Origin of the sequence: Leifsonia sp. NPDC102414, from assembly GCF_044765685.1 — a bacterium.
Classification (GTDB): domain Bacteria; phylum Actinomycetota; class Actinomycetes; order Actinomycetales; family Microbacteriaceae; genus Leifsonia.
Genome location: NZ_JBIWKN010000003.1, coordinates 1 through 20,197, shown reverse-complemented (window position 1 = coordinate 20,197; position 20,197 = coordinate 1). Strand labels below are relative to the sequence as shown.

General features: G+C 68.1%; 22 protein-coding genes. 12 read left to right on the top strand and 10 right to left on the bottom strand.

All coding sequences use genetic code 11. The annotated features are described in order from the left end of the window. The first annotated feature begins 12 nt into the window (after positions 1-12). Both upp and ACIRCZ_RS12835 read left to right on the top strand, forming a co-directional pair. Positions 13-645: a uracil phosphoribosyltransferase gene (gene upp / locus ACIRCZ_RS12840; RefSeq protein WP_055889760.1), complete on the top strand. Its 633-nt coding sequence runs from the start codon at positions 13-15 to the stop codon at positions 643-645. Between the two features lie 433 nt (positions 646-1,078). Continuing rightward, entirely contained in the window at positions 1,079-1,819 is a 741-nt protein-coding gene (locus tag ACIRCZ_RS12835) for a winged helix-turn-helix domain-containing protein (RefSeq protein WP_402853694.1), read from the top strand. An 81-nt stretch (positions 1,820-1,900) separates the two neighbouring features. Here ACIRCZ_RS12835 and ACIRCZ_RS12830 read toward each other — a convergent pair whose 3' ends face one another. From ACIRCZ_RS12830 to ACIRCZ_RS12810, 5 genes are all read right to left on the bottom strand, one after another. After that, complete coding sequence (locus ACIRCZ_RS12830; RefSeq protein ID WP_402853691.1) at positions 1,901-2,728, bottom strand: ABC transporter permease; 828 nt, start codon at positions 2,726-2,728, stop codon at positions 1,901-1,903. Continuing rightward, positions 2,725-3,741 (bottom strand): ATP-binding cassette domain-containing protein, encoded by a 1,017-nt coding sequence (locus tag ACIRCZ_RS12825; RefSeq protein WP_402853688.1) that lies wholly within the window; start codon positions 3,739-3,741, stop codon positions 2,725-2,727. Before ACIRCZ_RS12825 ends, ACIRCZ_RS12830 begins: the two co-directional genes overlap by 4 nt. Positions 3,742-3,902: 161 nt before the next feature. After that, positions 3,903-4,580: a PadR family transcriptional regulator gene (locus tag ACIRCZ_RS12820; RefSeq protein WP_402853686.1), complete on the bottom strand. Its 678-nt coding sequence runs from the start codon at positions 4,578-4,580 to the stop codon at positions 3,903-3,905. 128 nt (positions 4,581-4,708) lie between these two features. Continuing rightward, a complete protein-coding gene (locus tag ACIRCZ_RS12815; RefSeq protein ID WP_200949526.1) occupies positions 4,709-4,864 on the bottom strand; it encodes a hypothetical protein in 156 nt (51 codons plus the stop codon). 38 nt (positions 4,865-4,902) lie between these two features. Next, positions 4,903-5,220, bottom strand: coding sequence for a hypothetical protein (locus tag ACIRCZ_RS12810; RefSeq protein ID WP_402853683.1), 318 nt, complete (start codon positions 5,218-5,220; stop codon positions 4,903-4,905). A gap of 209 nt (positions 5,221-5,429) precedes the next feature. Between ACIRCZ_RS12810 and ACIRCZ_RS12805 the strand changes: the two genes are divergently transcribed. The 6 genes from ACIRCZ_RS12805 to ACIRCZ_RS12780 all read left to right on the top strand — a co-directional run bounded on the left by ACIRCZ_RS12805 (position 5,430) and on the right by ACIRCZ_RS12780 (position 10,850). Next, entirely contained in the window at positions 5,430-5,813 is a 384-nt protein-coding gene (locus ACIRCZ_RS12805) for a hypothetical protein (protein WP_402853680.1), read from the top strand. Between the two features lie 48 nt (positions 5,814-5,861). Continuing rightward, positions 5,862-6,392 (top strand): MarR family winged helix-turn-helix transcriptional regulator, encoded by a 531-nt coding sequence (locus tag ACIRCZ_RS12800; RefSeq protein ID WP_055889737.1) that lies wholly within the window; start codon positions 5,862-5,864, stop codon positions 6,390-6,392. A gap of 57 nt (positions 6,393-6,449) precedes the next feature. Beyond that, positions 6,450-6,947: a MarR family winged helix-turn-helix transcriptional regulator gene (locus tag ACIRCZ_RS12795; protein ID WP_402853676.1), complete on the top strand. Its 498-nt coding sequence runs from the start codon at positions 6,450-6,452 to the stop codon at positions 6,945-6,947. Between the two features lie 277 nt (positions 6,948-7,224). Next, complete coding sequence (locus tag ACIRCZ_RS12790) at positions 7,225-7,710, top strand: MarR family winged helix-turn-helix transcriptional regulator (protein ID WP_055889729.1); 486 nt, start codon at positions 7,225-7,227, stop codon at positions 7,708-7,710. A 94-nt stretch (positions 7,711-7,804) separates the two neighbouring features. Continuing rightward, positions 7,805-10,111, top strand: coding sequence for a transglycosylase domain-containing protein (locus tag ACIRCZ_RS12785; RefSeq protein WP_055889726.1), 2,307 nt, complete (start codon positions 7,805-7,807; stop codon positions 10,109-10,111). A 205-nt stretch (positions 10,112-10,316) separates the two neighbouring features. Continuing rightward, positions 10,317-10,850: a TetR/AcrR family transcriptional regulator gene (locus ACIRCZ_RS12780; RefSeq protein ID WP_402854549.1), complete on the top strand. Its 534-nt coding sequence runs from the start codon at positions 10,317-10,319 to the stop codon at positions 10,848-10,850. A gap of 42 nt (positions 10,851-10,892) precedes the next feature. Here the strand turns inward: ACIRCZ_RS12780 and ACIRCZ_RS12775 are convergent, their stop codons facing one another. Further along, positions 10,893-11,324, bottom strand: a complete 432-nt coding sequence (locus ACIRCZ_RS12775) for an SRPBCC family protein (RefSeq protein ID WP_402853671.1) — start codon at positions 11,322-11,324, stop codon at positions 10,893-10,895. Between the two features lie 123 nt (positions 11,325-11,447). Next, positions 11,448-13,157, bottom strand: a complete 1,710-nt coding sequence (locus ACIRCZ_RS12770; RefSeq protein WP_402853668.1) for an alpha-glucosidase — start codon at positions 13,155-13,157, stop codon at positions 11,448-11,450. Positions 13,158-13,244: 87 nt separating this feature from the next. On the opposite strand from ACIRCZ_RS12770, the gene ACIRCZ_RS12765 reads away from it, so the two are divergent. Then, the gene (locus tag ACIRCZ_RS12765) at positions 13,245-14,732 is read left to right on the top strand and encodes an FUSC family protein (RefSeq protein WP_402853665.1); all 1,488 of its coding nucleotides are present in this window, start codon (positions 13,245-13,247) and stop codon (positions 14,730-14,732) included. 69 nt (positions 14,733-14,801) lie between these two features. Continuing rightward, entirely contained in the window at positions 14,802-16,994 is a 2,193-nt protein-coding gene (locus tag ACIRCZ_RS12760; protein ID WP_402853662.1) for a S9 family peptidase, read from the top strand. Between the two features lie 91 nt (positions 16,995-17,085). Here the strand turns inward: ACIRCZ_RS12760 and ACIRCZ_RS12755 are convergent, their stop codons facing one another. Then, positions 17,086-17,910, bottom strand: a complete 825-nt coding sequence (locus ACIRCZ_RS12755; RefSeq protein WP_402853659.1) for an aldo/keto reductase — start codon at positions 17,908-17,910, stop codon at positions 17,086-17,088. A gap of 56 nt (positions 17,911-17,966) precedes the next feature. On the opposite strand from ACIRCZ_RS12755, the gene ACIRCZ_RS12750 reads away from it, so the two are divergent. Beyond that, the gene (locus ACIRCZ_RS12750; protein WP_402853656.1) at positions 17,967-18,512 is read left to right on the top strand and encodes a DJ-1/PfpI/YhbO family deglycase/protease; all 546 of its coding nucleotides are present in this window, start codon (positions 17,967-17,969) and stop codon (positions 18,510-18,512) included. Positions 18,513-18,567: 55 nt separating this feature from the next. On the opposite strand, the gene ACIRCZ_RS12745 is transcribed toward ACIRCZ_RS12750, so the two are convergent. Beyond that, positions 18,568-18,789 carry a hypothetical protein gene (locus ACIRCZ_RS12745; RefSeq protein ID WP_402853653.1) on the bottom strand — a complete coding sequence of 74 codons (222 nt, stop codon included), beginning with the start codon at positions 18,787-18,789 and terminating at the stop codon, positions 18,568-18,570. 121 nt (positions 18,790-18,910) lie between these two features. Here ACIRCZ_RS12745 and ACIRCZ_RS12740 point away from each other — a divergent pair, with 121 nt between their 5' ends. Beyond that, positions 18,911-19,192: a hypothetical protein gene (locus ACIRCZ_RS12740; RefSeq protein ID WP_055889697.1), complete on the top strand. Its 282-nt coding sequence runs from the start codon at positions 18,911-18,913 to the stop codon at positions 19,190-19,192. Between the two features lie 134 nt (positions 19,193-19,326). Here ACIRCZ_RS12740 and ACIRCZ_RS12735 read toward each other — a convergent pair whose 3' ends face one another. Beyond that, positions 19,327-20,076, bottom strand: a complete 750-nt coding sequence (locus ACIRCZ_RS12735) for a DUF805 domain-containing protein (protein WP_402853648.1) — start codon at positions 20,074-20,076, stop codon at positions 19,327-19,329. Positions 20,077-20,197 lie beyond the last annotated feature (121 nt).

Sequence of the window (20,197 nt, the reverse complement as noted above, 5' to 3'; positions counted from 1 at the left end):
AGCCTTGAGCCTATGCGAGTGCACGTTGCCGACCACCCCCTCATCACCCACAAGCTGACGGTGTTGCGCAACAAGCACACCCCGTCTCCGGTGTTCCGCGCACTGACAGAGGAGCTCGTCACGCTGCTCGCCTACGAGGCCACGCGCGCCGTGAAGGTGGAGCCGGTCGAGATCGAGACGCCCGTCACCACGACCGTCGGCGTGACGCTCAGCGAGCCGCGCCCGCTCGTCGTTCCCATTCTGCGCGCCGGGCTCGGGATGCTCGAGGGCATGGTCCGCCTGATGCCGACCGCCGAGGTCGGCTTCCTCGGAATGGCCCGCAACGAGGTCACCTTCGAGCCGACAACGTATGCGGAGCGGTTGCCGGACGACCTCTCCGACCGCCAGTGCTTCGTGCTCGACCCGATGCTCGCGACGGGCGGATCGCTCGGCGCCGCGATCGAGTTCCTGTTCAAGCGCGGCGCCGTCGACGTCACCGCCATCTGCATCCTGGCCGCGCCGGAGGGCATCGCCGCCCTGGAGAAGGCGACCGAGGGCCGCGACGTCACCATCGTGCTCGGCGCCCTCGACGAGCGCCTCAACGAGAACGGCTACATCGTCCCCGGCCTCGGCGACGCAGGCGACCGCCTCTACGGCACGGTCTGATCCACCCGCTCCGACCCCTTCGCTCACGGCGAGCGACGACGCAATATTGCGTAATGATTTGACACGGGCCGTCATCGGACGCTTTACTTCAATGCATGACTGACAACTCGCGTACCCTGACCTCCTTCGAGGCCCCTGGGGATGCCGGCATGATGATGCCCGGCCGCGACTCGGTCATGTGTTGCCGAATGTGTCGCTAATCTGACGACCCTTCGCCGAGCCAGCCAGCCGCCGACCCACTGAGTCGGGACCGCGCTGACACGCTCCCCGGATGCGCCACACGCACGCATCCGCTCACCGCCCGCTCCAGGGCCGACACAACTCGCGAATCCTCGCACCCCGCCACCTACCTGTACACGTCGAACGCATCGACGCCACCGGGGACGCCGTATCCGGCAGGGGATTCACCGCATCATCGCAAAGGACTCACCCCATGTCTCTGGCAACCATCGACACCGCCTACGCCCCCAGCCGTCACCTCGCCGCAGCCCCAGCTCCCGCCACCGCCGTCCAGGCGCAGGTCGCAGCACCGGCAGCGCCCGCCGCCCAGATCCGCGCCGTGCCCAACGGAACAGAGGCCCGCGGATTCGTCCTCTACGTCGGCATCGACGAGGCCAAGGCCGCCGCTGCTGGCACCGACCTCGGCCGCATCGTCGACGCGCTGAAGCGCCTCACCGCCGAGATCGCCCCGTCCGCCGAGACGTACGCCGCCGTCGCCCTCGCCCCGGAGGGAGCCGGCGGACGCGATGTGGATGTGGTCCGCCTCGCCCTGCAGGACCCTGCCGCCATCGCCAAGCACCGCCACCAGGCGACGCCGGATGAGGACGAGGACCGCGCATCCGGTGGCGTCGTCGTCGACATCTCGCGCAAGCGCCTCATCCTCGACAACCAGACCGCTGCTCTCACATACAAGGAGTTCGAGCTGCTGCAGTACCTCGTGCTCCGCGAGGGCCGCACCATCGAGCGCGCCGAACTGATCTCGTCGCTGTGGGGCTCCGCCGACGATGAGGTGCCGAACGAGCGCACCATCGACGTGCACGTCCGCCGCCTCCGCTCAAAGCTCGGTCGCTACGAGGACATCGTGCGCACCGTCCGCGGCGTCGGCTACCGCTTCGACCGTCACGCCGACGTCTCGATCCGCCACGCCTCCGCTCCCTCCCCCGACCTGTTCTAGGCCCCGACGCCATCGAGTCCGAAGTTGTTCACGGTGCCACTCGGCGTGGCGCCTGAATAACTTCGGACTCGATTGTTCGGGTCAGGCCGAGCGCTGGTAGGCGCGGAAGGCCGAGGTCGCGAGGGCGGCCATCACGACGGTGAGAGCGGCGAGCAGCCCGACATGCGCCCAGAGCAACGACCAGTCGGGATGCGCGCTGAGCGCCTGGCGGCCGACGATCACGGCCCACTCGAACGGGTTGTACGCCGCGACGTTCTGCACCCACTCCGGCGACAGCTTGGTGTTCATGATCGCCGAGCTGAGAAACATCAGCGGCAGCGTGATCAGCTGCGAGATGCCGATCAGCGCCGTCTGCTCCCGCGCCAGCAGCGCGACGGCGTTGGACAGCGAGCAGAACACCGCGGTCAGCAGCACTACGGCGAGCAGCAGCAGCACGATCCCGGAGAAGCCGCCCTCGAACCGGGCACCGGCCCAGAACGCGATCCCGAGAACGACGAGCGACTGCACCACGGCGAGGATCGACTGGTAGACGAGCGTCGAGACGATCATCGCCGGCCGGCTGGTGGGCGAGGTGAGGAACCGGTCCATCACTCCACGCTGCATGTCCTGGATGTACACCGTGCCGGACCAGGCACTGCCGAACAGCGCCATCATCATCACGATGCCCGGCGTCAGGAACTCCAGGTAGCTCTGCCCGTTGCCGAACCCGGGGATCTGCACGACCGCCTTGAAGAGCTGCCCGAACAGCAGCAGCCAGATGATCGGCTGCACCAGGTTCATCACCAGGAAGACGGGCATCCGCCACGCCGCTCGCAGCAGCCGTGCGGTCAGCACAGCGGTGTGGGTGAAGAACGACGGCCCTGACGCCGTGCGCTCCGAGTGGATGCTGGTGGGTGCGATGGCGGTCATGATGCGTTCTCCAATGCTGCGTCCTGCGCGGTCTCCTGTGCTTTCGTGAGGGTGCGGCCGGTGTGCCGCAGGTAGACGTCGTCGAGGCTCGGCCTCGCGACGGTCGCCGACGCGACGGCGACGCCTGCCGCGTCGAGAGCGGCCAGCGCGTGCGGCAGCGTCGCGGCGCCGCTGTCTGCGCGGGCACGCAGGGTGCGGCCGTCCCCTCCGACCTCGCTGAGCGCATCCACCCGGCGGAGGGCTTCGAGCGCTGCGAACGGGTCGCCGTCGCTGGTGAGCTCGACGATGACCGCGTCTCCGCGGAGGTCGTTCTTGAGCTCCTCAGGGGTGCCGGCGGTCACCACCGTTCCCCTGTCGACGATGGCGAGGCGCTTGGCGAGCCTGTCCGCCTCCTCCAGGTAGTGCGTGGTGAGCAGCACGGTCATGTTCTCGAACGCGGTCATCCGCTCGATCTCCGCCCACAGCTCTGCGCGGGCCTCGGGGTCGAGACCGGTGGTCGGCTCGTCGAGGAACAGCACGGCCGGCCGGTGCATGAGGCCGATCGCCACGTCCAGCTTGCGCGACATGCCGCCCGAGTACGTCTTGACCTGCCGCGTCGCGTGCTCGGTCAGCGCGAACCTGTCGAGCAGTTCCGTTGCCCTGGCACGCGCATCCCGTGCGGACAAGCCCTGCAGCCTGCCGGCGAGGACGAGGTTCTCCGCGCCCGTGTCCATCGGGTCGGCGACCGACTTCTGCGCGACGAAACCGATGGACCTGCGCACCCGGCCCGGGTGCTTGGCCACGTCGATCCCCGCCACGAACGCCCGGCCGGAGTCGGCGCGCGTCAGAGTCGAGAGGATCTTGATGGTGGTTGACTTGCCTGCACCGTTCGGGCCGAGCAGCCCGAAGACGGTTCCGGTCTCCGCCGTGAAGCTGAGGCCGTCGACAGCGTGCACGGGCGGCTTGCCCCTGCCGCCCCCGTAGGACTTCCTGAGGTCGTCGGCGATGAGCGCCGACGGGTTTTCGGTTGCCACGATGGCTTCCTTTCTGAGTGAAGCCGTTCGTGAGAGACCCGCGCGATACCATTGGAGATGGACCCTCGGTGACTGTTGACGCAGGTTCCTCACGGAACGACTGGGGTTTGGATGGCCGGAGAGTTGCCGCTCTCCGGCCATCGGTTTTGTGTAATGCGGTACTACGTGCCCAGCAGGTCGGCCACCTCCTGCCCGAAGTCGCCTGCCGCCACCCTCTGCTGGATGTCGGCCATGCTGAGTCCTTGATGGAGGAGCGCGTGCAGCCCCTCCCACATCTCCAGGCCGCTGAGCGACCGATCCCGGATGCGCGCGGCGAGGCCCGCGAGGTACGCGCGTTCCGCATCCAGCACAGCCTGGCGGTAGTGGAACTCGACCATGAACAGCTCGGGGAGGTCGTCCCCGATCTCGTCGAGCTGACGACGACGGGATGCGATCTCGTCGTCGAGACGCTCGACCCGCTTGTCGAGCAGTTCCATGGCCGTCTGCGGCGGGAGCATCGGCAGCAGTGAGAGCCCTGTCTCGATCGCCGGGTATTCCTTCACCGGGGTGTCGATGAGCTCGCGCAGCCACTCGTCGGCCTCGCGGCGGCCGGACTCGGTGATCTCGTAGACGATGCGCTCCGGGCGGTTCCCCTCGCGCTCTGTCTGCGCCGCGACGATGAAGCCGTGCTTCTCCAGCGACTTGATGACCGCGTAGAGGGAGCCGAAATTCAGGCGGATGCTGTCTTCTTTGCCGCGCTCGCGCATCGAGGTGGTCATCTCGTACGGGTACATCGGCCGTTCCCACAGACAGGACAGCACCGCCAGTGCCAGCGGGTTCGAGATCGCTCGTTTACTCATACTCACCTCCGAATACTTTGTTTAGAGTATTCGCTTTGGAGTGATCTGTCCAGCACGCTTTCCGACACACGAAAGCGGACCTCCCCGCGAGGTCGTCGCTGGGAGGTCCGCTGAGGAGCGCGTGGGGCTCAGGCCTTCTTGTTGCGCCTGATGAAGCCGACGATCGCCGTGATCACGAAGAAGACGAGCCCGAGGATCGCGAGCCAGAGCAGGCCCTTGATGGCGAATCCCAGAACGGCCAAGATGGCCCAGACGACGAGCAGAACGATGATGAGGGCGAGCATTGTTATTCGGCTTCCTTCTTTGTTGGTGGTTTGTGGGGCTAGCAAGCGGCGGACGCGCGGAACGTCCAGCCCGCACGTGGGGCCTGGTCCGGGGTCGACCACGTCCGGTAGACCGCGACCTGCGCCTCCGCGAGGGTGCCGAAGACGCCCAGGTCGCGACCGGTGCTGCTCGTGGCGACGAAGCCGTCGCGGCTGTGGTCGACCATCCCGAGGTATGCGGAGGGGGTCTCTGCCACCCAGAGGCCCGCGGTGGGGACGCGCCAGGTCACGCACTCGGTGCCTGCCGCCGAGATGGCGGGCTCGTCGCCGGCTCCGGGGTGCGTCGCCAGGAACGGACCGTCTGTCGCAATCGTCATGATGTGCCCTTCCGAGCTGTCGTGGATAACTAGATCTTCTAGCTAGTTTTCGTCCGAGACAAATTCGGGGAGGGGGGTTGATTCTCGGCCGAAGATACGCTAATCGCTTTCCAGATGGATATTTCCGGATGTGCGTAGCTAGACGATCTAGTAATACGCTAACCTCGATCACGTCGCCGGATCGGGCGCACGAAAGGACGGGGAGAGTCATGGGTGTGCTGGTGTACGACGGGCAGGGGTTCGAGTTCGACGACCGCGCTCTCGCGCATATTCAGGCGGTCATCACAGTGAAGCTCAGGCGGAGGGAGCCCTTCCTGCTGAGCTGGTCGACCACGCGGTCGGCTCCGGCCCGGCATTCCGTCTGGATCGACAACGCCATCCCGCTCCGTTACGAGTTCGATCGGGATGCAGGCGACCGCCTCGACGATGCGTGGCTCGGCCAGCTGATGGAGATGGCGAGCAGGTCCGCCGGAGTCGTGCTGCCGCAGGAGCTCGCAGACGTCTCCCCTCTACCGCAACACAGGCGCCGCCAGACGTCAGCCAGAGCAGCAGGATCGCCTGTCGCTCGGAGCACTACCGCGGTCGCCGTCTGATGTCCATCGCTAGATTGTCTAGCTTGTAGTTGGTCTATCATCTAGGGCATGACGACGAACAAATCGGGTTCGACGCCTCACTACTGGTACGGACAGGAGGCGGAACGGCAGCGCGCCGTGACCGTCCTCGAAGCGATGCGGGCATACGGGGCGGCCGACGCGGCCATGCAGCGGCGCTCGGAGCACGCGATGCGGATGAGCGAGAACGACATTTCCGCGCTGCGCTATCTGCTTCGCGCGAACGAGCGCGGCGTGAGCGTCGGACCGAAGGAGCTCGCGGACTACCTCGGCGTTCAGAGTTCTTCCATCACGATCCTCCTCGATCGGCTCGAGAAGGCGGGACACGTCAGACGCGAGCCGAGCCCGTTCGACAGGCGCGCCCTGATCATCGTCCCCACCGTGCCGACCGATGAACTGCACAAGGCGATCCTCGGCGACATCAGGGAAGAACTCATCGACGTGGCAGGATCGCTTTCGGAGAAGGACGCGGAGACGATCGTCGAGTTCATCGACCGCCTGCGCGACGCGGTCGATCACATCGACACGGCCGCTTCGTCGCACACCCGCGCAAAGCGCTGACCCGTGGCGATGTCACCACACGGACGCTGCCGACACGCCGGGTAAACTGGCCGTCGTATGCCCGAACAACCCTGGTATGAAACGGCGCCGGCCAGCTCCGTCCGCGTCCTCCGCTCGCTGCGCACGTATCGCGCCGCCGAGCAGGCCATGCGACGCCGCACGCGCGAGTCCATGAAGATGGGTGAGGCCGACCTCCGCGCCCTGCGCTTCCTGCTGAAGTCGGAGGCGGAGGGGAAACCGGTGACGCCGAACGACCTGGCCGTCCTGCTCGGCATGAAATCCTCGTCGATCACGATCATGCTGGACAGGCTCACCGCCTCCGGCCACATCCGCCGCGCCCCGCACCCGAGCGACAGGCGGAGCATCGTCATCACGGCTACTCCCGGAGCGGACGAAGAGGTCCGCGAGACGCTCGGCGACATGCACCGCAGACTGCTGTCCGTGGCAGCCGCTCTCGACGAGGACCAGGCCGAGGTCGTCACGGCGTTCCTCGCCAGCCTCACCGCATCCCTGGACCGGATGAGCGAGGCCGAGAGGCCGCTGCGGGGCACATAGAAAACTCGCAGCAAAAATAACGAACAGATAACTAGATCCCGTTACCTCTTCGTTATATAGTTCAAGAGCGTTAGTTGTTTGCTGTGGCAGCCAACGCGGAATGTGATTGCAGGACACTCTTGGTGCAAGGGAGAGGGCCGGCCGCTAGCCTCTGCGGCCGGCCCTCAATCTCTTAACGAGATGGCGCGCATCCCGTGCTGGCACGGATGGAACTGTCACCGGTTGGTGGAAGGATGCGAATGCATCGAGCATTCGTCACCGAGGAGGCAGCAGCATCATGCGTACGGACGAGCGAGCAGGCACCGACGAACGCGACCGCGCGACCAGACGGGCATCCGCCCGCGTCAATGCCGTCAGCGCGTGGGAGTCGCTGTTCCGCGCCCAGGTCGCCGTGATGCGCACCCTCGCCGCCGAGTTCCCGACCAGGGACATCTCGTTCAACGAGTACGACGTGCTGTTCAACCTGTCCAGGCAGCCAGACCGTTCGCTCCGGCTCCGTGACCTGAACAAGCACGTGCTGCTCACGCAGCCGAGCGTCAGTCGCCTGGTCGACCGGCTGGTCGCCCGCGGGCTTGTCGCGAAATGCCCGGAGCCGTCGGATGCGCGTGGCACGGTCATCCGCATGACAGACTCCGGCTTCGAGATGTTCAGGAGGGTGGCCGTCGAGCACATGCGGACGATCACCGAACGCGTCGGAGGACGCCTCGACGCAGACGAACTCGAGCGGCTGGCCGAGCTCTGCGACAAGCTTCGCTCGGAGTGACGACCGCCCGACGACGCTCTCCACATCCCGAGACTGTCCGCAACCTGACGAGTGTCCCGGCGAAACCGCCAACGACGCCGCGTATCATGACGCCATGAAATCTTCGGGCCGCAGCAGATGGGGATGGGCGCCCGCGCTCTTGGGATTCGTCGCGCTCAGCGCCGTGGCCGGCGTGCTCGGCGCGGCAGCCGTCACGCCGGCGGTGGCGCTCACGGGATCGGCCGCCGACTCCACCATCGGCGTCTTCGACGGGCTGCCCGAATACATCAAGGTCGAGCCGCTCGCCCAGGCGTCGACCATGTACGCGAAGTCCGGAGGCAAAGACGTCCCGATCGCGACCTTCTACTCGCAGAACCGCGTCGAGGTCGGCTGGGACGATATCTCGCAGAACCTCAAAGACGCCGCGATCGCCACCGAGGACCCGCGGTTCTACGAGCACGGCGGCGTCGACGTCACCGGCACGATCCGAGGCGCCATGCTCACGGCGCTGCACAAGGACGTGCAGGGCGGCTCGTCGATCACCCAGCAGTACGTCAAGAACATCCTGGTGCAGCGCTGCGAGAACAAGCAGCCGGACGTGACGGCCACGGCGGCCGTGCAGAAGAAGCAGCTCACCGCGTACGAGTCCTGCTACAACGACGCCACAGAGGTCGACCCCGTTCGCAAGCTCAAGGAGATGCGATACGCGATCGGCCTCGAGAAGGAATACACCAAGAACCAGATCCTGCAGAGCTACCTGAACATCGCTCTGTTCGGCGGACGGACCTACGGGGTCCAGTCCGCGTCCGAATACTACTTCGGCGTCTCTGCGAAAGCTCTCAACCTGCAGCAGGCCGCAACGCTCATCGCGATCCTCAACAACCCGGACAACCTCCGCATCGACCAGCCGAACAACAAGGAGAACGGCGCGGCCGACGGATACAAAGACACCTTGGAGCGCCGCAACTACGTCCTCGACAGGATGCTCGCCAACGGCAAGATCACCAAGGCGGAGCACGACGCGGCCAAGGCGTCGAAGGTCGAGCCGAAGATCTCCCCTGTGCAGAACGGCTGCATGACAGCTCAGCAGTTCAATGCGGCGTTCTTCTGCGACTACGTCGAGCGCCAGATCGAGAACAACGCGATCTTCGGCAAGACGAGCGACGACCGCAGCAGCTTCCTCAACCGCGGCGGGCTCAAGATCTACACCACCCTCAACCTCGACCTGCAGGGCGCCGCGCAGGCGTCGATCGCCGCGTACATCCCGCCGGCCAGCCCGTACCTCGACCTCGGATCGTCGAACGTCTCCGTCGAGGTCGGAACAGGACGCGTCGTCACGATGGTGCAGAACAGACCGTACGACAACACGGCCAATCCTGCCCCCGCGACCACGGCCGTCAACTACAACACCGATTACGTCGACGGCGGCTCGGAGGGCTTCCAGACGGGATCGGCGTACAAGGCGTTCGACCTGCTCGAATGGCTGCAGGAGGGGCACTCCCTCTACGAGTCCGTCAACGGAACGCAGCATCTGTTCCCGCAGTCCGCCTTCCACTCCAGCGATCCGTGCAACGACATCGGCGGCGCACCGTGGCCGGTCTCGAACGACGAGGGCGAGTCCGTCGGCAGCACGACGGTGATGAACGCGACCGCCCAGTCGATCAACACGATCTTCGCGCAGATGGCCACCAAGCTCGACCTCTGCGGCATCAAGCAGCGTGCGCAGGACCTCCTCGTGCACGGGGCGGATGAAGAGGCCAACCGGTTCATGGCCAACCCGTCGTCGGTCCTCGGCACCAACTACATCGCGCCGCTCACCATGGCGACCGCGTACGCGGGCATCGCCAACAACGGCGTCGCCTGCAGCCCGATCGCGATCGACAAGATCCTGAACGCGGACGGCACGGAGCACGCCGTGCCCAAGACGCAGTGCTCGACCACTCCGATCGACCCGGGTGTCGCGGCCGCGGCGATCTTCGCGCTGCAGGGCGTGCTGCGAGGCGGAACGGCCACGTCGGCCAACCCGAACGACGGCATCCCGATCTTCGGCAAGACAGGCACGACGGACGACTCGCTGGAGAACTGGCTCGTCACCTCCACCACGAAGGTCGCACAGGCCACCTGGGTCGGCAACGTGGAGGGGGCGGTCGCGCTCCGCAGCCAATCGTTCAACGGCATCGGAGGCGGAAACGTCAAGTTCGCGATCGCGAAGCCGATCCTGCTCGCGCTCAATGCGGCGTACGGCGGCACCGCGTTCCCGTCGCCGGACGCGAAGTTCACGAAGGCTCCCGTCGCGCCCAAGCCGCCGACGCCCACGGCTCCCACCGCTCCCGTCAACCCGGCGCCCCCGGCTACCGGCGGCGCCGGCAATGGCGGCCAGGGGAACGGCGGACCAGGGAACGGCGGCAAGGGGAACGGGTGAGCCGCTCCTCCCGGGCGGGCGCGGCTGACGCATCCCGTCCTCGGATCGTCCCGGAGTGAGCCAGAGGAGGCGCTCCGGAACTGATATTGGAATTCCGGTCTTTATACCCTGATTCGCCTTCCGTGACCCCCAGCGCCTCACCTATGGTTATCGCGTGGGACGTACACCAGACCCCAATCGAAAGCCAGAGCTTTTGGGCCGCATCATGGAGCATGTGGCGACCGAGCCGCTTTCCCGGATGACCTTCCGCAGCCTGGCGAGCGCGCTGGGTGTGAGCACGTACTCGTTCATCTACCATTTCGGCTCTCGGCAGCAGATGGTCGACGCCATCCTGGAGGAGGCGGTCCGCCAGCAGTCAGAGTCGGCGCTCGGCGTCGACATCGCCGCGTTCGATCGCGAGCAGTTCGCCGACTGGTACCGGGCGGCCTTCCGCCGCTCCCTCAGCGAGAGCAACCGCACCAGCCTCCGCCTCGAGTTCGAGGCAGGAGCCCTCGAGCCGATCGACCCCGACCTCGGAACCCGCATCACGAGTTCGTTCCGGGACTGGCTCGCCGTCGTGCAGCGCTGGCTCACCGCGAACGGGGTCGAGAAGAAGCGCGCTGCGGTGCTCGCCCGCTGGCTCGCCGACACCGCGGCCGGGCTCCGCTTCGGCTACCTGATGACCGGTGACAGGGAGAAGACCGTGTCCGCGTTCGATCTGTTCCTCGGGGCGTACCTCCGCGAGGCGGTCGGCCCATAGGCACGTGGCGCGCCAGCGCGCGGCCCGGCCCGACAGCGCTGTTCAGGCCTCGCGCTCCGCGACCGCCTTCACGCCGGCGAGCATCGTCGTCCAGTTCTCCCTGGCGTGCGTCGCCGCCTCCGCCGTCGGATTGTTGTCCTGATCGAGGGTGACATGCGTGCCCCGCGGCGTCTCATCCAGTTCGAACCGGAGGGTGTGATAGTTCTCCGGCACGTCGTCCGCGCCGCTGAGCGGGCTGAAATGGGTGAGCACGATCCTGCTGGGCTCCTGCAACTCGATCACCCGCCCGTGGTCCTCGAAGCGCTTCCCCTGCCATTCGCCGCGCCAGACGATGCGGCTGCCGATCCGCCAGTCCGACTCCACATCGGCACCGAACATGATCTCCGGATGCGCGCCGTTGGACGTGAGCACCCGCCACACCACCGACCGCGGCGCCCGCACATCCACTTCGGCTCGCGCGACATAGCTGCCCATGACCGTCTCCTCGGCTCCACTCGGCCCGAGCGCCGACGCACCAGGGCCGTTGCGCAACATCAGACACCCGCGAGAGCCTTCTGGCAAGCCGCGCAGGGACGTGGCCGTGCCTGACCGTCCGGCTCAGGCGCCCTCGCGGGAGAGCACGAGCGCCTGCCACGGCGCGAGGGTCCCCGTGACGCCGCCCGGCGCATCCGGAAGGTTGCTCAGCACGGTCGTCGCGGCCGCCCAGCGCTGCGCATCCGGAAGCTCGAACTCCGCCTGTTCCCCCGTGAGGTTGACGAGCACGAGCAGCTGCCGCTCCCCCAGCGTCCTGGTGTACGCGAAGACCTGTGGATGCTCGGCCAGCACCAGCTCGAGCGTCCCGTCGGACACCCGCTCGTCGTCATGCCGCAGGTCGATCAGGCTGCGGTAGTACGCGAACACCGAATCGGGGTCACGTCGCTCCGCCGCAGCGTTGATCCGGCGGAAGTTCGGGTTGACCGGGATCCACGGAGTCCCGGTGGTGAAGCCGGCGTTCGGCGCATCCGACCATTGCACCGGGGTGCGGGCGTTGTCCCTGCTGGTGGTGCGCAGCGCGGCGAGCACCTCGTCTGCTGGAGCGCCGAGCACGTCGACGGCCTCGGCGTAGTGGTTGAGCGTCTCGATGTCGCGGAAGTCGCCGATGCCGCTGAACGGCACGTTCGTCATCCCGAGCTCTTCGCCCTGGTAGACGTACGGGGTGCCGCGCTGCAGGTGCAGCACGGTCGCGAGCGCCTTCGCCGACGGGACGCGCGCCGCCCCGTCGTCGCCGAAGCGGCTGACGACGCGCGGCTGGTCGTGGTTGTTCCAGTAGAGGCTGTTCCAGCCGCTCTCGGCGAGGCCGTCCTGCCACTTGGCGAACGACCGCTTCAGATCGAGCACGCTCGCCGGCCGGTGATCCCACTTGCCGCCCGGCCCGTGGTCGAGATCGACGTGCTCGAACTGGAACACCATGTCGAGCTCGCCGCGCGCCGGATCGGTGAAGAGCTGGGCCTGGTCGATCGTCACACCGGGCATCTCCCCCACGGTGAGATACCGGTCGTCGCGCCCGGCGAACACACGCTCGTGCATCTCGTGCAAGAACTCGTGGATGCGCGGCCCCTGCCCGTAGAACGGATATCCGTCGCCGTACAGCGCGCCGGGAGGGACGACGCCGTCCGGCAGGTCCTGCACCTTGGAGATCAGGTTGATGACGTCCATCCTGAACCCGTCGACCCCGCGGTCGAGCCACCAGTTCATCATGTCGTAGACCGCATCCCTGACCTCTGGGTTCTCCCAGTTGAGGTCGGGTTGCTTGCGGGAGAACAAGTGCAGGTAGTACTCGCCGCTCGCCGGATCGAGCTGCCAGGCCGGACCGGAGAAGAACGAGCCCCAGTTGTTCGGCTCCGCTCCCCGCTCCCCCGGCGCCTTGCCGTCGCGCGGCGGCCGCCACCAGTACCAATCGCGCTTGGGGCTGTCCGGCCCCTCTGCGGACTCGACGAACCAGGCGTGCTCGTCCGAGGTGTGGTTGACGACGAGATCCATCACGAGCTTCATCCCGCGGGCGTGCATCTCCTGCAGAAGCTCGTCGAAGTCGGCGAAGGTGCCGAACGCCGGGTCGATCGCGCGATAGTCGCTGATGTCGTACCCGTTGTCGTCGTGCGGCGACGCGTAGATCGGGGACAGCCAGACCACATCCACGCCGAGCGCATCCAGGTGGTCGAGGTGGTCGATGATGCCCCGCAGGTCGCCGATTCCGTCGCCGTTGCTGTCAGCGAAACTCCGGGGATACACCTGGTAGACAACAGCGGACTGCCACCATTTCTCGCTCATCTGCTCACCCTAGCCGGTGGAATCGACCAGGTGAATCGGCGCGCGTTGCCGCGACTGCGCTGCACCGTTGAGTGAGAAAATGCACCCATGCACCCCACGGCCCGCGCAGGCCTCTCCGCCCTGATCACCGTCGCGGCCGCGGCAGGCGCCTGCGCGACGATGTGGTGGATCTCCGTTGCGGCGGGAGGGGGATACGGGACCGCGGTGCTCGCCACCGTGGTCGCCTTGACACTGTCGCGGCGCACGTTCGCGTCCAGGGCGGAGTTCGCCAGGTCGTCGGCGCTGCTTCCGGCGATCGGCCTGGTGGCCGCCGGGGTCGGCTGGCTGCTGGTCGCGGTTCCGCCGGTGGGCGCCGCGGCGTTCGTGGCCGGGATGAGCGTTCCGATCTGGATGCGGCGCTTCGGCGACAGAGTCGCCCGGCTGGGTGCGCTGCTCACGCTGCCGTTCACGGCCATCCTCGTGGCACCGGGCGCCGTGGTGCAGACGGGGCGGTGGTGGCTGGATCTGCTGCTGCTCGTCGGCGCGTCCGTCGTCGCGATCGTGTGGGTGGCCATGGCGAGGGAGGTGGGCGTGCTGGCGGGAGTGGTGACCGCGCCGGATGCGCTGGTCGCTCCGGCCGCGCCTGCGGCACAGGATGCGCCGGCTCCGCCTGCCACGCAGGCTCCGCCCGCCCGGCAGGCCGCTCCCGCCCGCATGCCCCGTCGCCGCCTCCCCGCCAGCACACGGATGGCGCTGCAGATGGCCGTCGCGCTCGCAGCCGCCTTCGTCGCGGGATGGCTGCTGTTCCCCGATCACGCGATGTGGACCGTGCTGACGGCGTTCATCGTCTGCTCCGGGAATCGAGGCCGAGGCGACGTCCTCTACAAGAGCGCGTTGCGGGTGGCAGGGGCGCTCGCGGGGACGGCGGCGGCCGTGGCTCTCTCGTTCGTCGTGGAGCCGACCGGGTTGTTCGCCGTGGTCGTCATCTTCGTGGCCCTGTTCGCCGGAACCTGGCTGCGCACGTACAGCTACGCGTTCTGGGCCCTCGCCGTCACCCTCGCGGTCGCGCTGCTGCAGGGCCTGCTGGGCGTCACGCCGACGGGAGCGTCGCTGGGCGCGGTGCTCGGCGAGCGCATTCTCGCGATCGTGACGGGCGCCGTGCTCGGCATCGCGGCGAGCTGGTTCGTGCTTCCTGTGCGGTCGGAGGACGTGGCACGCAAGCGGTTCTCGGAGATGCTCGTCGCCCTCGGAGCAGTGCTCTCGCCCGGTGACCCTGCGCTGCCGGTGGCGATGCGGGTGGCCGCGTTCCGCGCATCCATCAGCCGGGTGGAACAGCTCGCGCCCGCCCATCGCGCCCATCGGATGGTCGTCAGGAAGCGGCCAGCGAGGGTCATCGACTGCATCGAGGCGGCGCGGGAGCTTCCCGCTGCACTGGATGCGCGGCTCGCGTCCAGGAGCACGGACCCCGCGGACCCCGAGGCGGCCACCAGGCTGCGGGTGGCGATCGGGCAGGCGAGACGGAGCCTCGCGGCGCCGACCGACTTCGCCGTCGTGCACGCCGCGCTGCTCACCCTCTCCGCCGAACTCCGCGGATAGCGCCGTCACGACCCACGCGAGGACGCCGCCGACGGGCGCGCCCCAGACGCCGGACGGTAGCCTGAAGCCATGCTCACGCCGCCGATCACGCCGAAGAAGCCGACAGAACGCATCCACCACGGAGACGTGCACATCGACGACTACGAGTGGTTGCGCGAGAAGGACGACCCGGCGGTCGTCGCGCACCTGCACGAGGAGAACGCATACACGAACGCGCGCACAGAACACCTGTCGCTGCTGCAGGAGCAGATCTTCGAAGAGATCAAGGGGCGCACCCGCGAGACCGACCTGAGCGTCCCGACCCGCGAAGGCGACTGGTGGTACTACACCAGGACGGTCGAGGGAAAGCAGTACGGCATCCACTGCCGGGCGCCGATCGCCGCGGCGGACGACTGGGAGCCGCCGGCGCTCGACGAGGACGCGCAGCGCAACGGGCTGCCAGGCGAGCAGATCCTGCTCGACGACAATGAGCACGCCGAAGGGCACGAGTTCTACTCGCTCGGCAGCTTCGACGTGAGCGCTGACGGCACGCGCCTGCTCTGGGCGGTCGACACAAAAGGCGACGAACGGTACACGATCCGGGTGCGCTCGCTCGTGGACGACGGCGTCGAGTTCCCCGACGAGATCGAGGACACAGCCTCCGGCGCCCTGTTCGACCAGAGCGGCGAATACATCTTCTACACGACGGTCGACGACGCCTGGCGTCCTGACACCGTGTGGCGGCACAGGGTCGGCGCCGCGCCAGGCACGGACGACGTGCAGGTGTTCCACGAGCCGGACGAGCGCTACTGGATCGGCGTCGGGCTGACCCGGAGCCGCGACTTCCTCGTCATCGAGGCCGGCTCCAACATCACCAGCGAGGCGTGGCTTCTTCGGTCCAGCGACCCCACCGGTGAGTTCGCGGTGGTCTGGCCGCGGAAGGAGGGCGTCGAGTACGACGTGGAACACGCGGTGGTCGGCGGGCGCGACCGGCTGCTCATCGTCCACAACGACGAAGCCGTCAACTTCGAGCTCGTGAGCGTCTCCGCCGACGACCCGCAGGGTGCACGCCGCGTCCTGCTCCCCCACAACCCGCAGGTGCGACTCGAAGGGGTGGATGCGTTCCGCGACTTCGTGGCGGTGGAGTACCGGCGCGACGGGCTCACCAGGGTCGCCGTCGCGTGCGTCCCTGAGAAGGGCGGCGCTCGCGAGGACGGCGCGGGCGAGGGCGGCGCAGGCAAGGACGGCGCGGCCCACGACACCGCCGGCGACGACACCCTGCACGAACTGCACTTCGACGAAGAGCTCTTCACCGTCGGAGCGGGCGGAAACCCGGAGTGGACCCAGCCGACGCTGCGGCTCGGCTACGGCAGCTTCGTCACGCCGTCCACTGTCTACGACTACGACGTCCGCACCCGCGAGCTCCGGCTGCGCAAGCAGCAGGCCGTCCTCGGCGAGTTCGACCCCGCGCTGTTCGAGCAGAAGCGCGAGTGGGCGACGGCGAAGGACGGGACGCGCATCCCGATCTCGCTGGTGTACCGGCGCGACCTGGTGACGCCCGGCGAGCCTGCGCCGCTGGTGCTGTACGGCTACGGGTCGTACGAGGCGAGCATGGACCCGTCGTTCGGCATCCCGCGCCTCAGCCTCCTCGACCGCGGCATCGTGTTCGCCATCGCGCACGTGCGCGGCGGCGGCGAGCTCGGGCGGCTCTGGTACGAGCACGGCAAGAAGCTGCACAAGAAGAACACCTTCACCGACTTCGTGGACAGCGCGCGCCACCTCATCGACACCGGATGGACGTCGCCCGACCGGCTCGCGGCGCAGGGCGGGAGCGCAGGCGGCCTGCTGATGGGCGCTGTCGCGAACCTGGCGCCGAAGTACTTCTCCGGCATCCTCGCGGAGGTGCCGTTCGTGGACCCGCTCACGAGCATCCTGGACCCGTCGCTGCCGCTGACGGTGATCGAGTGGGACGAGTGGGGCGACCCGCTGCACGACGAGGAGGTGTACGCGTACATGAAGTCGTACTCGCCGATCGAGAACGTGCACGAGACGCACTACCCGCGCATCCTGGCGGTGACCAGCCTCAACGACACCCGCGTGCTGTACGTCGAGCCTGCGAAGTGGGTGGCGAAGCTGCGCGAGGTGGGCGCTGACGCGCTGCTCAAGATCGAGATGGCTGCAGGGCACGGCGGTGTCTCCGGCCGGTACTCGGCCTGGCGCGAGCGGGCCTTCGCGTACGCCTGGCTGGTCGACGCGGTCGGAGCCCACCCCTCCGGCGAGTAGCGACGCAATCGAGTCCGAGGTTGTTCACGCCGCTATCCGGCGTGTCGCGTGAACAACTTCGGACTCGATTATGTGGGGGCGGGACGGGGCGTCAGCCGAGGTCGTCCGGGTCGCGGCCGGTGCGCTCGCCCGACTCGAGGGCGGCGATGACGGCGAGGTCGTCGGCGTCGAGGGCGAACGAGAAGACGTCGAGGTTCTGCCGGATGCGGTCGGGGGTCACCGACTTCGGGATGACGACGTTGCCGAGCTGCACCTGCCAGCGGATCACCACCTGCGCCGGCGTCACCCCGTGCTTCCCGGCGATGAGCGCCAGCGGCTCGTTGCCGAGGATGCGGCCGCGGGCGAGCGGCGACCACGCCTCCGTCACGATGCCGTTGGCCTCGTCGTACGCGCGCACGTCGGCCTGCGGCAGCCACGGGTGCAGCTCCACCTGGTTGACGGCGGGAACCGTATCGGTCTCGTGCGCCAGCCGTTCGAGGTGGTGGATGTGGAAGTTGGCGACGCCGATCGACCTGGCCCGCCCCTCATCCCGGATCGTCTCGAGCGCACGCCAGGTGTCGACGTACTTGTCGTGCTTCGGCGCCGGCCAGTGGATGAGGAACAGGTCGACCGTGTCGAAGCCGAGCCGTTCGAGGCTCTGATCGAAGGAACGCAGTGTGCTGTCGTAGCCGTTCCGGTCCCACCACACCTTCGTGGTCACGAACACCTCGTCGCGGTCGAGTCCGCTGCGGCGCACGCCGTCACCGACGCCGCGCTCGTTCTCGTAGAACGCCGCCGTGTCGATGTGCCGGTATCCGGCGTCGAGGGCCGTGAGCACCGCATCCGCAGTCTCGGCCTCCGGGATCTTGTACACGCCGAACCCGAGCTGCGGGATGCGGTTGCCGTCGTTGAGAAGAAGGTCCGGGATGCTCGCCATGGGTTCATTCTCCCGCGTCTCAGGGGTACGAGTGGTGTCGAACGAAGGAGAGAGACATGGCAATGGACGGAAAAAAGGTCGCGTTCCTGGTGGCGTCGGAAGGCATCGAGCAGGCGGAACTGGTCGAGCCGTGGAAGGCCGTCGCCGACGGCGGAGGCACGCCGACGCTGATCTCGAAGGAGGCTGGCGAGGTGCAGGCGTTCAACCACCTCACCCCCGCCGACACGTTCCCGGTGGATGTGACGCTGGCCGACGCATCGGCCGACGACTACGACGCGCTGATGCTGCCCGGCGGGGTGGCGAACGGCGACACCGTGCGCACCCAGCCGGATGCGGTGGCCCTGGTCGCTGCGTTCGCGGCGGCGGGCAAGCCGGTCGGCGTGATCTGTCACGGCGGCTGGGTGCTGGTCGAGGCGGGTGTGGTCGCCGACCGCACGCTGACGAGCTGGCCGAGCCTGCAGACCGACTACCGCAACGCCGGCGCCCGCTGGGTGGACGAAGAAGTGGTGGTGGACGACGGGCCGTTCACGCTCGTGTCGTCGCGGAAGCCGGACGACCTGCCCGCGTTCAACCGGGAGTTCCTGGGGGTGGTCGGCGGGTAGGGCGCGCCGGCTGCGTCCGCTGGCAGCGCTGGCCGACTGCGCTGGCTGGCAGCGTCTAGGTGGGGTTGCCCTCCGGGCCGATGGGTGCGGCGGGACTTGTCGGGATTTCTTTCGCGGTCGGCTGGACCGGCTTCCAGGCGACCAGCCAGGTGGCGGCGATCGGGCCGAGAAGGAGCCCGAGGACGAACCAGGTCCAGCCGGAGCGGCCCCTCGACTGGGCGAGGCCGCCCGTGATGATGGCGAGCCACAACCAGACGACCGGTATCAACGATTCCATCCGGCGATGCTAGCGGACTGGCCAGGTGAGTGTTCCCTGGCAATGGCGGGAAGGCCCCTTGCAGCATCGCGGAGGGTGCGGGAACGTAGGCGACTCCTGGAACCAAACGGAAGGAGAGCACATGCTCACCCTGACAGAGAACGCCAGCACGATCGTCAAGACGCTCACCGAGCAGGCACCACAGGAGGAGGCGGGACTGCGCATCAGCAGCAGCAATCCGCAGCACACCGCGTTCGCGGCCGCCGTGACCCCCGCACCTGAGCCGGCCGACCAGGTGGTGGAGACCGGAGGGGCGCGTCTCTTCCTCGAGGAGGAAGCAGCCGTCGCGCTCGATGACAAGATCCTCGACGCCCAGGTGGACGACCAGGGCGCCGTCAGCTTCGCGATCGGCGCGCTCGCGTAGCGACCGCGCCCACGCGCGCGCCGCCGACCCGGCGCGCACGGAACGGCTCCCGGTGCTGATGCACCGGGAGCCGTTTCTGTGCCACGAGTCCGGGGGTGGATGCGGTGGCTCCTGCTGCCTGGCCGGGCCAGCCGTCAGGGCGACGGCGGGGTGGGAGGCGCAGGTGGAGCGGGCGGCTGCGTCGGCGCAGCAGGCGGCTGCGTCGGCGGAGCGGGCTGCGGGGCCGCTGGCGGCGCGGCGGGCTGCGGGGCCGCTGGCGGCGCGGCGGGCTCAGGGGCCGACGGCGGCACGCCGGGCGCGGGCGGTTGCGGCGCCGACGGCGACGCGTACAGCGGCTGGCCTCCCGCCGGGCCTGCGTACGGCATCGGGGACTGGGGCCAGCCGTAGTCGCGCGGCGGAAGCCCTGGTCCGGGGACGACGGGGACGTAGCCGGGGACCTCGGCGTCCGGACGGTCGAAGCGGGCGCCGGCCGGGTTGGGCGGCAGCAGCGTCATCACGAGGATCGCGATGCCGCCGAGGCTCGGGATGAGGAGCAGCAGCAGGAGCCAGCCGCTCAGGTTCACGTCGTGGAGGCGGCGAGCCGCGAGAGCTAGACCGGGGATGATCACGGCGAGACCCCACGCCACGAACAGGATGATGCCGATCGCGATACCTGGCCCTGGGACGCCGCGGCCGTTCTCGTCGATGCTTGCTCCGACCGCCGCTCCGAGGAGCAGGATCACATAGAGCACGAAGCCGATGACCGCGTTCGCGAGCGCCCACCACCAGTACTCGCTGCGACTGGCTCGCCCGTCGAAACGGACGTATTTCTTCCAGAACCGCGTAAAAGCCACACCGAACGGTGCGCCGTAATACGGGGCCCAGAGCGGAACGGTCGGATTCATGATCAAACCCCCTCCGACCGGCACCGTCACAGCGCCGGTCGGGGACAGCTTAGCTCCCGGCCGGACGGTCCTCCCCTGCGAATTCGGCAAGGTCGTCCTGGCTTCCGGCGGCATCGTCGTG

Bases quoted from the DNA above. Each gene is read 5' to 3' on its own strand.
- ACIRCZ_RS12775 (WP_402853671.1), bottom strand. From the start codon at position 11,324: ATGGGCAGCTATGTCGCGCGAGCCGAAGTGGATGTGCGGGCGCCGCGG.
- ACIRCZ_RS12810 (WP_402853683.1), bottom strand. From the start codon at position 5,220: ATGACGATTGCGACAGACGGTCCGTTCCTGGCGACGCACCCCGGAGCC.
- ACIRCZ_RS12780 (WP_402854549.1), top strand. From the start codon at position 10,317: ATGGAGCATGTGGCGACCGAGCCGCTTTCCCGGATGACCTTCCGCAGC.
- ACIRCZ_RS12790 (WP_055889729.1), top strand. From the start codon at position 7,225: ATGCGTACGGACGAGCGAGCAGGCACCGACGAACGCGACCGCGCGACC.
- ACIRCZ_RS12805 (WP_402853680.1), top strand. From the start codon at position 5,430: ATGGGTGTGCTGGTGTACGACGGGCAGGGGTTCGAGTTCGACGACCGC.
- ACIRCZ_RS12765 (WP_402853665.1), top strand. From the start codon at position 13,245: ATGCACCCCACGGCCCGCGCAGGCCTCTCCGCCCTGATCACCGTCGCG.
- ACIRCZ_RS12755 (WP_402853659.1), bottom strand. From the start codon at position 17,910: ATGGCGAGCATCCCGGACCTTCTTCTCAACGACGGCAACCGCATCCCG.
- ACIRCZ_RS12830 (WP_402853691.1), bottom strand. From the start codon at position 2,728: ATGACCGCCATCGCACCCACCAGCATCCACTCGGAGCGCACGGCGTCA.
- ACIRCZ_RS12795 (WP_402853676.1), top strand. From the start codon at position 6,450: ATGCCCGAACAACCCTGGTATGAAACGGCGCCGGCCAGCTCCGTCCGC.
- ACIRCZ_RS12745 (WP_402853653.1), bottom strand. From the start codon at position 18,789: ATGGAATCGTTGATACCGGTCGTCTGGTTGTGGCTCGCCATCATCACG.
- ACIRCZ_RS12800 (WP_055889737.1), top strand. From the start codon at position 5,862: ATGACGACGAACAAATCGGGTTCGACGCCTCACTACTGGTACGGACAG.
- upp (WP_055889760.1), top strand. From the start codon at position 13: ATGCGAGTGCACGTTGCCGACCACCCCCTCATCACCCACAAGCTGACG.
- ACIRCZ_RS12770 (WP_402853668.1), bottom strand. From the start codon at position 13,157: ATGAGCGAGAAATGGTGGCAGTCCGCTGTTGTCTACCAGGTGTATCCC.
- ACIRCZ_RS12740 (WP_055889697.1), top strand. From the start codon at position 18,911: ATGCTCACCCTGACAGAGAACGCCAGCACGATCGTCAAGACGCTCACC.
- ACIRCZ_RS12735 (WP_402853648.1), bottom strand. From the start codon at position 20,076: ATGAATCCGACCGTTCCGCTCTGGGCCCCGTATTACGGCGCACCGTTC.
- ACIRCZ_RS12750 (WP_402853656.1), top strand. From the start codon at position 17,967: ATGGCAATGGACGGAAAAAAGGTCGCGTTCCTGGTGGCGTCGGAAGGC.
- ACIRCZ_RS12815 (WP_200949526.1), bottom strand. From the start codon at position 4,864: ATGCTCGCCCTCATCATCGTTCTGCTCGTCGTCTGGGCCATCTTGGCC.
- ACIRCZ_RS12760 (WP_402853662.1), top strand. From the start codon at position 14,802: ATGCTCACGCCGCCGATCACGCCGAAGAAGCCGACAGAACGCATCCAC.
- ACIRCZ_RS12835 (WP_402853694.1), top strand. From the start codon at position 1,079: ATGTCTCTGGCAACCATCGACACCGCCTACGCCCCCAGCCGTCACCTC.
- ACIRCZ_RS12820 (WP_402853686.1), bottom strand. From the start codon at position 4,580: ATGAGTAAACGAGCGATCTCGAACCCGCTGGCACTGGCGGTGCTGTCC.
- ACIRCZ_RS12785 (WP_055889726.1), top strand. From the start codon at position 7,805: ATGAAATCTTCGGGCCGCAGCAGATGGGGATGGGCGCCCGCGCTCTTG.